Genomic DNA, 11858 nt, shown 5'->3' with positions numbered 1-11858 from the left:
GGGTTTGTTTATGAAAAACAATAATTTACAGTAACAAACAGAAAATACAAAAGAATGAAATTTACCATTGAAAACATTAAAGCAGAACATCAGAAAGTAAAAAACGGTGCCGATTTTCCCCAATATATTCAGGCTATAAAAGCATTGGGAGCTTCTCATTACAAAGCATATGTCTCAGATGGAAATACCGAGTACTTTAATAATGAAAACCAATCTGTGCAAACAGGCCGCAAATATGACACTCTCCCCATTTCCAATACTTTAAACCTTGAAAATTTTAAAACAAAGCTAAGACTCCATCAACAAGGCGGAACAGATTACATGACTTTCTGTAAAGACTGTGCCGAAAACGGAATCAATGGCTGGACAATGGATCTGCATGCAATGACCTGTAATTACTTTGACCAAAGTGAAAGTTTTGTTCTGACAGAAAAGGTTCCAGGATAATCTTTTACGAGAAAACGGATGCAGACAATTGCATCCGTATTTCTTTATAGTGACTTATAAAATATTGTTTGCTGTTATTGATTTAAATTATTAATTTTGTTTAAAACGATAGATAATAGTAATTGATAAGCATGAAAAAGGGTTTTACGAAGTTGGCATTCACGGTATTAGGTTTGAGTTCTATTCTGACATTTGCTCAGAAAAATGATCCGGGAGCATGGTATATGTATTTTGGAAATAACAAGATCAGCAAGAAGCTGAACTGGCATAATGAGATCCAGTACCGTAATTTCAATGCGGTTGGAGACCTCGAGCAGTTACTTATCCGTACAGGCATCGGATATGATCTTACAGAAAATAATAACAATGTTTTATTGGGATATGGTTTCATTCTGAGCCAGCCTTATGTAAACGGTGAGAAAAAAGAGAATATTGAGCACAGAATTTTCCAGCAGTATATTACCAGGCAGAAATTCGGACGCTTTTACCTTCAGCACCGTTACCGTTTGGAAGAACGTTTTCTGGAAGATGACTTCAGAATGAGATTTCGTTACATGCTGGGAGTGAATATTCCGATTACTCAAAAGGAAATGCTGCCGAAAACCCTTTATGCATCAGTATACAACGAAATTTTTCTGCACTTCAACAGTCCGGTTTTCGACAGAAACAGAGTGTATGGAGCTTTAGGATATGTCATCAACAAAAATATGAGGATTGAAGCTGGTTATATGAATCAGATCCAGGAGAACAGAAACCGCGGACAGATTCAGATTGGGTTTTATAATAATATCCCATTTACGAAAAACTGATAATGCTGTTGCTGAATGCTCTGAGGAAAACCATTATTTGAAATACATCATAACATACACCATAAATAAATACTTATGCATTCAGGAAAAAGATTCGGAGCCCGGGAGTTCATTATCTGGACAAGAAGGAGCATTTATGCTCTGATTGTATTATCAGCCATCCCTACAGTCCTGTACTTTCTGGGCTGGAAGTTTCTCTCTGTTCCATGGCAGCCGATTGCCATCATGGGAACAGCGGTTGCCTTTATTGTTGGATTTAAAAACAATGCCAGCTACAGCAGACTTTGGGAAGCAAGACAGATCTATGGAGCCATTATCAATGACAGCCGCAGTTTTGGATATATCCTGAGAGATGCACTGTCTTCCAAAGATCAGAGTAAAGTAAAAGAAATGTTCCTGCGCCATTATGCATGGCTTACCGCCTTAAGATTTCAGCTTCGTGAACCGAGGGCATGGGAAAACATGGGGACCCATCAGTTTGATGAATATGCTAAAAAATATGACATTCCGGAAAGACTGTCCAAGCTGGATGAGGAATTGAAAAAATATCTTTCAGAATCTGAGCTTCAGTATATTTTAAGCAAAAAAAACAGAGCTACCCAACTGATGGCAAAACAGAGTAAAGCTTTGTCTGAAGCATATGAAAAAGGAGAACTGAATGATTTTCAGTGGACACAGATCAACCAGCAATTGATAAAATTCACCGATAATCAGGGAAAAGCTGAAAGAATTAAAAACTTTCCGTATCCCAGAAATTTCTCTTCCATCACCACTTATCTTTTACTTTTATTCATTGTTTTTGTACCTTTTGGATTATTAAAAGAATTTGACAAATTAGGGGAAGGAACAATGGTGGAAGGATGGACATTATGGTTTAATATACCGTTTTCTTTACTGGTAACATGGTGTTTCCATACATTAGACAATGTAGGTGAAGCCTCTGTCAACCCATTCGAAGGAAGTGCCAATGATGTTCCGATCACTCAGATCAGCCGCACCATAGAAATTGATATGAGAGATATGCTGGATGAATCTGACCTTCCGCCAGCTATCACTCCGAAGAATAATATTGTGCTTTAAATAAGCCTTTTTGTGATCTTAGATGTTGACCAATGATAGATTTCGAATATATGTAAACCTTATAGGTTTCTAAAACCTATAAGGTTTGGGCAATGATAAATATCTGATATCCCAAAATAAAAAAATAACACTTAAAAAACTGACTTAAAATGATTCACAGCTATGTTATAATATCTATTGCAGTACTGCTGTCTGTGATGATATTGGTAATGATCGGCCAGAAATTAAAAGTTGCCTACCCGATTTTCCTTGTCATTGCAGGATTGCTGATAAGCTTTGTGCCGGGAATGCCGCGTATTGAAATAGAACCTGATCTTGTTTTTCTTATTTTTCTGCCGCCTATTTTGTTTGAGGCAGCCTGGTTTACTTCATGGCAGGATTTTCATAAATGGAGAAAACAGATTTTTTCGATGGCTTTCGGATTGGTATTTTTAACCTCAATAGTGGTGGCCTATCTTTCGTCTTCCATTATTCCGGGGCTTACCGTAGCAATGGGATTTTTGCTTGGAGGGGTAAATTCACCGCCAGATGCAGTTGCAGCTACCTCGGTACTGAAGCATATGAAAATTCCTAAAAAAATTACCAATATTCTGGAAGGTGAGAGTTTGATCAATGATGCATCCAGTTTGATTGTCTTTAAATTTGCCCTGGCAGCTGTTATTTCAGGTCAGTTTATCTGGAGAGATGCCGTTCAGGATTTCTTTACCATGGCAATAGGAGGAATTGCTGTAGGAGTTGCCGTTGGCTTTTTATTTGGGGCATTGCTGAAGATTATTCCAACCAATTCCAATATAGATACCATTATTACCCTTATTGTACCTTACATCATGTATGTGGGGGCAGAGCATTTCCACTTTTCAGGAGTACTGGCAGTAGTTGCCGGAGGTTTGCTGATGTCTTATAATTCACATTGCTATTTAAGCCATACCTCAAGGATTCAGTCAGGGAATGTATGGAGCGTATTGATATTTCTGATGAACACCATCATCTTTATTCTGATTGGTCTTGAACTTCCTATTGTAGTGGAAGGAATGAAGGAATACACCATTTCAGAAGGTATTTTCTACAGTGTGGTAATTGGCGGAGCAATTATCGGGACAAGAATTCTCTACAGTTATGCATTGATGTATTTCCCAAGAGTCTGTTCCAAAGAATTAAGGATAAAAGTTCCCAAACCGGACTGGCGGGAACCCTTCATTATCAGTTTTGCAGCAATGAGAGGAGTGGTTTCACTGGCCGCAGCCTTGTCGATTCCCGCTTTTTTACCCAACGGAGAAGCATTCCCACACCGAAATATTATTTTATTTGTGACCTTTGTTATCATATTGATTACCCTGGTAGGACAAGGTTTATTGTTGAGTCCGATTCTGAAATTGTTGAATATTCAGGATGCCGGAAGTGAATTGCCAGAAGAAAAACAGGAAGTAATCCTTATGCGAAAACTGAAAGAAACAGCATTACACAAACTGGATAATGATTTTTCTGAACTGACCGTAACAAACAGCCTTGTACGCCATCAAAAGCACAAGCTGGAAAATGAAATGATGCTGATGGCAGACAAAGCACAATGTATGGCTTCTACAGGAGATTATGTATCGGCTATTAATGAAAATAAAGATGTCCTTCGACAGATCATTCAGGCACAGAGAAACGAACTGCACAGAATGAAACGTGAAAAGATATTTGATGATCACGTCATGAGAACCATTGAAATGCAGCTGGATTTTGATGAAGCGAAGATCACAGGTTTTTCACATGGGTAAATAAAAAGAAAAACCTTAGGTTTTCAGAACTTAAGTGTACTTCTCATGAGTGCAGACTTAAAGTTTAAACAATTAAGAGATAAAACTTTTGTGCCTTTTGTGGTTAAATATTACAGACAAAATGTTTACATTTAGACATATTAAATCATAATATGAGCACACCCATCACTGTTCAGTACACAATAAATGCGCCGGTTGAAACCATCTGGAAAGCATTGACCGATAAAAATGAAATGAAATCCTGGTATTTTGATATCCAGGATTTTGTATTGGAGACAGGAAAAGAATTTAATTTCTATGAACCCGGAGGCGCTAACAAATATCATCATCAGGGTGAAATTTTAGAAATAATATCCAATCAGAAATTAAAACATACATGGTCTTATCCTGATTTTTCAGATCAGAAAACAATAGTAACCTGGGAATTGCTGCCTGAAGACGGGCGGACATTGGTAAAGCTGACTCATGAAGGTATTGAAAACTTCAAAGGTTTAGGAGAAGGATTTTCAAGAGAAAATTTTACAGAAGGCTGGAACACCATTTTGGGCCAGAGTTTAAAGGAATATGTAGAAAAATAGACGATGATTATATTACAGCCCTTTACAATACATGATGCGCCACAGCTGATTTCAAAGATTGAAGATGAAAGGATGCTTCTTCAGTTTGCCGGTCCTGCATACCGGTTTCCACTTACCGAAGAACAGCTGGAAACCGATTTATATGATAAAAACAGGACCTTGTTTAAAATTAAAGATCAGCCCGGAAATACAATCGGGCACGCTCAGATTTTTTTAAAAGATAAAACATTCCTGCTGGGAAGAATTCTGATCTGGGATGAAAACAACAGGGGAAAAGGCTATGGAAAAAGAGTAATGCAGGAGCTTCTGAAGTATGGCTTCAGCCACTTTGATAAAGAAACAGCAGAACTCAATGTCTACGACTGGAATACCGGAGCTATTGAATGTTACAGGAAAGTGGGCTTTGCTTTTGATCCCGGTGTAAAAAGCGAAGCAAAGATTGATCAGGAAACATGGGTTTCCCTGAATATGAAAATCCACAGAAATACGTTTGAATTACAGGAATTATGACACAGTTTACAGCATTACGTCCTGTTTTATGGACCGGAAATCTTGATGAAACCATAGGTTTCTATATGCGTGTCCTCGGGTTTACCCTGATAGACAGGAATGATGAATGGCAATGGGCTTCCCTTCGTAAAGATGAAATATGTATTATGCTTTCCCAGCCTAATGAACATGAGGCCCAGACTCCAATAGGCTTTTCAGGTTCATTTTACTTCAGTGTAAATAAGGTGGATGACCTTTGGAACGACCTTAAAACAAAAGCCAGAGTCTGCTATGAGATTGAAACCTTTGAATGGGGAATGAGGGAATTTGCCATCTATGATAACAACGGTTATATAGTGCAATTTGGTGAAGCCGTAGATAATATTGGCAATACGGAATAAAATTTGCTATTTTTGGAGAAATATTTAGAAATTCAATGAAAAAAAATATAATAGCGGGTTTTGCAGCGATTTTATTATTGGCGTCTTGTAATAAGGATAAAGAGATTCTTAATACATTAAACACTTATAATACTTCAATGGAGACGAAAGGCTACCACTTTGGAGACAAGCTGGAGCTTCCGAAAGAGGTAACAGAAAATGCAGAAAGCGTAACGATCAGCTTTGGAGATAAAGAAACAGCGGACTTAACAATTGATCCTAAATTTTTTACATTAGGTGATAATGCCGTTACATTCAATATCAAAACAAAAGGAGGCGAAGTCCTGAATCAGGATGCCACCATCAATGTATTTGCAAAAAATCCTGAAAAAAATATTCCTTATCAGATTGTAGCCGAATATCCTCACGATCCTAAAAACTTTGTACAGGGTTTTCAGATTGAAGGAAATACCATCTATGAAAGTGATGGCCAGAACGGTTCTTCACAGATTTTAAAATATACATTGGGAACAACAACTCCGTTGGCTTCTACAAAACAGGCTCAGGAGGATTTCTCTGAGGGAAGTACCATTGTAGGTGACAAAGTATATCAGCTGACGTGGCAGAGTAAAAAAGGATATGTTTATGATAAAAGTTCTTTAAAACTGCTTTCGGAATTTGCCTATCCAAATGTATTGGGTGAAGGCTGGGGACTGACCTATGACGGAAAAAATCTTATTGCTTCTGACGGAAGTAAGCTTTTATATTTCCTTGATGCAAACGATCCTTCAAAACTGGTTAAATATATCGCTGTTGCAGGAAGTTCTCAGGCATATGATCAGCTGAACGAGCTGGAATTCCACAACGGATTTATCTATGCCAATGTATGGCAGAAACCTGTTATTTTAAAAATTAATCCTGCGAATGGAGAAGTCGTGGGAACTTTTGACTTTACGGAAATTGCCAAACAGAATACCAAAGGAAGTGATGACGTACTGAACGGAATTGCTTTTAAAGGTGATAATATGCTGGTAACGGGGAAGAACTGGTCAAAGATTTACGAAGTTCAGATCAAATAACCTGATTCTATTGATAAAAACAAAAATAACGTTCCTCCGGGAGCGTTATTTTCTTTTTAAGGCTGAAATTTTAGTACTTTTGGCAAATGATTAATATCTTCATGAAGCGAAACATCAATATTGGTTTTGCTGCAGTTCTGTTCTTAGTTTCTTGTAGTAACAAGGAAGAAATGCTTAATTCTCTTGCAGATTATAACAATGCAAAGGAAACAAAAGGGTATCATTTCGGAGATAAACTTGATCTTCCCAAAGAAGTGACAGAAAATGCGGAAAGTATAACCATCAGCTTTGGGGATAAAGAAACAAAAGATTTAAGAATTAATCCTCAATTTTTCACATGGGGAGATAATAAAGTAGTCTTTGTAATTAAAACTAATCGTGGTGAAACTTTAAACCAGGATGCCACGATTAATGTATTTACTAAAACTCCTGAGCAGAATATTCCCTATAAAATAGTTGCCGATTACCCTCATGATCCCAAAAACTTTATTGAAGGTTTTGTGGTAGAAGGAAATATGGTGTATGAAAGTGATGGAATGAACAATGCCTCACAATTGATAAAATATACTTTAGGATCATCCATTCCCAAAATTGTTGCCAGGCAGCCCGCTAAGATTTTCTCTGAAGGCTGTGCTATCATGGAAGATAAGGTATATCAACTGACGTATCGGAATAAAATCGGTTTTATTTATGAGAAAAATACGTTGAAAAAATTGTCCGAATTTCCATTGCCCGGTGTAATTGGAGAAGGTTGGGGACTGACGTATGACGGAAAAAACCTGATCGCTACGGATGGCTCAAAGAATCTTTATTTTCTGGATGTTAATAATCCTTCAAAAGTGGTAAGAACTTTAGCCGTTGGCGGGAGTTCTGAAATTTATAATCAGCTCAATGAACTTGAATATCACAATGGATTTATCTATGCTAATGTTTGGCATCAACCTGTCATTCTAAAAATTAATCCTGTAAATGGAGAAGTTATTGGAAAATTTGATTTTACACAATTGACCAAAGAAAATGATAAGGGAGATAGTGAGCATGTTTTAAACGGAATTGCTTTTAAAGGTGATAATATGCTGGTGACAGGTAAGAACTGGGAGAAAATTTATGAAGTCGCTTTTAAATAAGCTCATTATATCTTTTGTAGAGCCCTTTTCAGCAACAAGATGGTCTCGATTTTGATTAACAGTAAAGAAGATTCTATCAGACCTAATCATATTTTGGATAAAGTTATTTTTCAGTAAATTGACCCCCATTAAAAAAACAGAGTGAAGTTTTTAAACATACTATTTTTTTTCCTTTTCTGTACGGCTTCAGCACAGAATATAATTCCTTTAGATACTTTAAAACTTAGGGAGGCTAAAGATATGCTTGCCGATGACTATGGAAGTCTTTATATCTATAAAAACAAAGATTTCAGTTTTACCAAATATGATTCTTTGGGAAAACAGATCGGAAAGATGATGCTTACCGTGCCGTACAAAGTGCAGACGGTACAAAATCCTCTGAATGTACCGTTGTTTTCTGAAAACGCCCAGGAAATGAAATTTGTAGACCAGAATATGAATGAGATCCAAAGGTTGGATTTTAAGCAGAAATTTGGATTTATAAGAATGGCCTATGCCGAAGATTTGCAGCAGCTGTGGCTCCTGGATGACAGCACCAAACGTTTGATACAGTACAATTTCAGAAACGATACCACTATTAATTCTTATCCTTTTGACATCAGTTTTGAAGATCTGATGGATATGCTGGTCTATGAAAATAAGGTCTATATTTTAACAAGAAAGCAAATCATCATCTACAATCTGAAATTTGAAAAACTTTTCGAAGCCCCGTTGGAAAGCGGGAAAAGGTTTCGGAGAGAGAATGATATCATCCTGGTTGTTGCCGGCAACTTCATCTCGCAATATGTTCCTGAAAAAGGAATGATAACTATTTTTGAAGATCAGGAGGCACAAATTGTGGATAAAAACATGCTCTCTTATTTTGCAATCAAAGGGAACAAACTCTATCTTTACAGCTTTGAAAAAGTAAAGAAAGCCCAACAGCAAAAACAGCTCGAAGCTCAGCCGGAATCTCTGCAGCAGACTACAGAAAAACCAGTAGAAACTGAAGAAAAGCCTAATGAGAATACGGTAGAGAAGCCTTCAGACAATACCTTGCAAAAATTGATTGAAGACACTTCCAGCGTTCAGACTGAAGCAATCGAAAACTTATCAGCTAATCAGTAAATACAAGGAAAAAGAATATTATGCATATTGCAGTTACAGGAAACATCGGAGCAGGAAAAACAACTTTGACAACGATGCTTTCCAAGCATTACGGATGGGATGCACAATTTGAAGATGTAGATCATAACCCTTATCTGGAAGATTTTTATTCAGATATGAGCAAATGGAGTTTTGCACTGCAGGTATATTTCCTGGGAAGCAGATTCCGTCAGGTGAAAGAGATCAGAGAAAGTGGCAAAAATATTATTCAGGATCGTACCATTTATGAAGATGCCCATATTTTTGCAGAAAACCTGAATGATATGAATCTTCTTTCAGACAGGGATTTCAATAACTATTCATCAGTTTTTGATCTCATGAAATCTTTTGTGTCGGCCCCGGATCTGCTGATTTATTTAAAGTCAGATGTTCCCAACCTGGTTAAAAAAATCTACAAAAGAGGTCGTGAATATGAAGCATCCATCAGCATTGAATACCTTTCAAAGCTGAACCAGAAATACGAAAAATGGATCTCCAACTATACGGAAGGGAAACTTCTGATCGTAGAAGTGGATGATCTTGATTTTGTTGAGAAACCGGAAGATTTCGGATTTATTCTGGAGAAAATTGAAGCCGAACTTCACGGATTGTTTTAACATATTTTTATCAGAATATTAAGAGAGTCTCAGCATAATTCTTTTTAATTTTATATCAAGTTTAATTTTTGAATAATTGTCATGGTAGTTAAAGTTTTACATAACGGAAACTGTTCAAAGTCAAATGCCGTACTCGAATATCTTGACGAAAACGGCGTGCCTTTTGAGATCATTAATATTGTTGAAGATCCGTTAAGTATTCTTGAGATCAAAACCGTGCTCAAGAAGCTGAATCAGAGTGTTTTCCATATCATCCGTAAAACAGATAAACTCTATGTTGAAAACTATGCCGATAAAAATTATTCGGAAGAAGAATGGATAAAGATTCTTTCTGAAAATCCATCTCTGATACAAAGACCCATTCTGGTGAAAGGCTCAGTAGCAATGCTGGGAAGACCTATTGAAAATGTGAAATTCTTTATTGAAAAATAGATAATTAATAAATAAATATCCGTTCTGGTAAAGAACGGATATTTTATATTATGGAGTTTTGGTTTTCATTTTCCCAGAGCTGTTTACCGCATGATATAAGGCTTCCAGTTCTTTTGGAGGGCGGCCGGAATCAAAGCTTGAAGAAGTATATTCTTTTCCGTTGGAGATAATAATCATAGATGCTTCCATTGCCTGATCCGAATGTCTGCCTGATGTAGGGGCCTTAAGATCTGATATCCTCGATAAGTCAATGGTTTCAGCTAATTGGGAAACAGCTTTCCATTCAGCAGGAGATACTTGAGTATTAGTGATCTCTTCATTGATATTGGATTCTTTTGTGGAAGGGGTGAAAACAATGGTTCTGCTGAATCCTCTCGTCCTTTCTACTAACCGGATCTGTTCAATTTTTTGTTGCTGCACTGCAGAGGAAATATTTGCTGTGTTATTTTCGCTGTTATTTTTGTGAACACAGCTAGTGGCAGAGGTGGCTAAGATAATATTAAATAGGATCAGTTGGATATTCATATTTTGGATTTTATATTTTAAATAATAAAAAACCGCTTCATTGCTATAATGAAACGGCTTTTGTTTTACAATAGAATAACGCCTTCTATTTTTGCTACTTCTTTATAAATATTTACCACCTGATTGGCATCTAAAACAAATGCATTAATGTTGCAGGCTGTGTATTTTCCATTTTTGCTTTCGCGGTTTCCCAGTGTAAATTTAATACCATCAAAAACCCTGTAAATTTCAGTAAGTTTTGCCTGGTCTGTTGGGATAATAAATTTAAATAAATAATCCTCCGGAAAATCATGATGATCCTCCAGTTTCTCCCTCAAAGATTGATAAAAATCTTCAGGGCTTGCGTGTTGATTTCCTTGTAATATATCCATCTGCAATTCTTAATATAATATAAATATAACGAAATTTTTCCTATTTTCCAAATGGTCCCAGCAGAGACTTGGAGTTTTGATGCTCATAATCTTCGATGATATTGAATAATCCATTCACGAGCTGCTCAGAAGCAAGCTTGCTCAGTCCTCCTGAATTAACGGTGCTGTTGTTTCCGCCTAAAAGGCTGCCCAGAAAATTGCTTCCTGATAACGCTGTATTGATGGTTTTTACGATTCCATATTCATTCAGCTTTTCATCTACTTTAGGAGCGATAGCAGCAATAAGCTGCTGGGACGTTTTTTCCTTAAGGATCTGTGTAGCGGTAGTTCCCTGCATGATTCTTGTGACATCCTGGGCGTTCAGACTGTTTACAGCATCCTGTAAAATAGGTTTTGAAGTGTTAACAGTATAAGCCGCTGCCTGTGCAATATAATCTCTTTCTTTGGCTACCAGAGAAGGAGCAATCTTTTCCAGCGTGGAATTGATATCCCTTAACTCTTTTGGAAGGGCTTTATCTACCATATTGTTCTGCAGGAATGCTTCTTTGTTTCCGTAGATGCCCATTCCTTTATCAATACCATTGAGCAGAATTCTTTTTATAATGGAAAGCCCCATGTCGGATGTAGCCAATGATGTGCAGGATTGCACACCGGTGGTAATGACAGCCCCGGTCCCGATCATAAGAGCGGCTGCAATGATATATTTTTTCATTGATCTTTTATTATTTACTTTATAAGATGCTTTCTCAAAAACTGCACCAAAGGTAATTACTATTCTCAATTTAACAAAATATTAAATTGAGTACCTGATTTGGTGAATTTTTGTAATAATAATGGTAATCTGTTATTGGTAAAATGAAAAAATGTTGATGTTTATTTTAAATATATAATTATGAAATTGAAATATTGTTGGTTTTTATTTAATGAAATGTTATAATTTTTAAATGTTTAAGATAGTTTAACATTGTTCGATATTTTTTATATTTTTGGTTAATGTCTTTTTTTGAGATTTTAAATAACTCCACTATTTAGAGAC

The 11858-nt window shown here is 36.6% G+C and carries 15 protein-coding genes; 12 read left to right on the top strand and 3 right to left on the bottom strand.

Annotated elements, in window-relative coordinates; translation table 11 throughout:
- The first annotated feature begins 54 nt into the window (after positions 1-54).
- From ACP3T3_RS06415 to ACP3T3_RS06360, 12 genes are all read left to right on the top strand, one after another.
- Entirely contained in the window at positions 55-447 is a 393-nt protein-coding gene (locus ACP3T3_RS06415; RefSeq protein ID WP_426479079.1) for a DUF1398 domain-containing protein, read from the top strand.
- Between the two features lie 131 nt (positions 448-578).
- Positions 579-1256: a DUF2490 domain-containing protein gene (locus ACP3T3_RS06410; RefSeq protein ID WP_426479078.1), complete on the top strand. Its 678-nt coding sequence runs from the start codon at positions 579-581 to the stop codon at positions 1254-1256.
- A gap of 75 nt (positions 1257-1331) precedes the next feature.
- Positions 1332-2336, top strand: a complete 1005-nt coding sequence (locus tag ACP3T3_RS06405; RefSeq protein ID WP_426479077.1) for a bestrophin family protein — start codon at positions 1332-1334, stop codon at positions 2334-2336.
- A gap of 149 nt (positions 2337-2485) precedes the next feature.
- A complete protein-coding gene (locus tag ACP3T3_RS06400; protein ID WP_426479076.1) occupies positions 2486-4099 on the top strand; it encodes a Na+/H+ antiporter in 1614 nt (537 codons plus the stop codon).
- Positions 4100-4251: 152 nt separating this feature from the next.
- Positions 4252-4677 carry an SRPBCC family protein gene (locus tag ACP3T3_RS06395; RefSeq protein WP_426479075.1) on the top strand — a complete coding sequence of 142 codons (426 nt, stop codon included), beginning with the start codon at positions 4252-4254 and terminating at the stop codon, positions 4675-4677.
- A gap of 3 nt (positions 4678-4680) precedes the next feature.
- On the top strand, positions 4681-5187 hold the full coding sequence (locus ACP3T3_RS06390) for a GNAT family N-acetyltransferase (protein WP_426479074.1): 507 nt from the start codon (positions 4681-4683) through the stop codon (positions 5185-5187).
- Positions 5184-5567, top strand: a complete 384-nt coding sequence (locus tag ACP3T3_RS06385) for a VOC family protein (protein ID WP_426479073.1) — start codon at positions 5184-5186, stop codon at positions 5565-5567. Before ACP3T3_RS06390 ends, ACP3T3_RS06385 begins: the two co-directional genes overlap by 4 nt.
- A 35-nt stretch (positions 5568-5602) precedes the next feature.
- Positions 5603-6625, top strand: a complete 1023-nt coding sequence (locus ACP3T3_RS06380; protein ID WP_426479072.1) for a glutaminyl-peptide cyclotransferase — start codon at positions 5603-5605, stop codon at positions 6623-6625.
- A gap of 101 nt (positions 6626-6726) precedes the next feature.
- Positions 6727-7752 carry a glutaminyl-peptide cyclotransferase gene (locus ACP3T3_RS06375; RefSeq protein WP_426479071.1) on the top strand — a complete coding sequence of 342 codons (1026 nt, stop codon included), beginning with the start codon at positions 6727-6729 and terminating at the stop codon, positions 7750-7752.
- A 141-nt stretch (positions 7753-7893) separates the two neighbouring features.
- Positions 7894-8859 carry a hypothetical protein gene (locus ACP3T3_RS06370; RefSeq protein ID WP_426479070.1) on the top strand — a complete coding sequence of 322 codons (966 nt, stop codon included), beginning with the start codon at positions 7894-7896 and terminating at the stop codon, positions 8857-8859.
- 20 nt (positions 8860-8879) lie between these two features.
- Positions 8880-9494 carry a deoxynucleoside kinase gene (locus ACP3T3_RS06365; RefSeq protein ID WP_002977952.1) on the top strand — a complete coding sequence of 205 codons (615 nt, stop codon included), beginning with the start codon at positions 8880-8882 and terminating at the stop codon, positions 9492-9494.
- 81 nt (positions 9495-9575) lie between these two features.
- Positions 9576-9926 carry an ArsC/Spx/MgsR family protein gene (locus ACP3T3_RS06360; RefSeq protein WP_426479069.1) on the top strand — a complete coding sequence of 117 codons (351 nt, stop codon included), beginning with the start codon at positions 9576-9578 and terminating at the stop codon, positions 9924-9926.
- A 48-nt stretch (positions 9927-9974) separates the two neighbouring features.
- On the opposite strand, the gene ACP3T3_RS06355 is transcribed toward ACP3T3_RS06360, so the two are convergent.
- The 3 genes from ACP3T3_RS06355 to ACP3T3_RS06345 form a co-directional block, all read right to left on the bottom strand.
- The gene (locus tag ACP3T3_RS06355) at positions 9975-10451 is read right to left on the bottom strand and encodes a hypothetical protein (protein WP_426479068.1); all 477 of its coding nucleotides are present in this window, start codon (positions 10449-10451) and stop codon (positions 9975-9977) included.
- Between the two features lie 65 nt (positions 10452-10516).
- A complete protein-coding gene (locus tag ACP3T3_RS06350) occupies positions 10517-10822 on the bottom strand; it encodes a DUF493 family protein (RefSeq protein WP_047433612.1) in 306 nt (101 codons plus the stop codon).
- Positions 10823-10862: 40 nt separating this feature from the next.
- A complete protein-coding gene (locus tag ACP3T3_RS06345; RefSeq protein ID WP_426479067.1) occupies positions 10863-11534 on the bottom strand; it encodes a DUF4197 family protein in 672 nt (223 codons plus the stop codon).
- Positions 11535-11858: the final 324 nt, after the last annotated feature.

It is taken from the genome of Chryseobacterium sp. CBSDS_008, assembly GCF_049959325.1.
GTDB lineage: Bacteria > Bacteroidota > Bacteroidia > Flavobacteriales > Weeksellaceae > Chryseobacterium.
The sequence above is the reverse complement of the archived record's forward strand: the minus strand, read 5'-3'. Positions and strand labels throughout refer to the sequence as shown.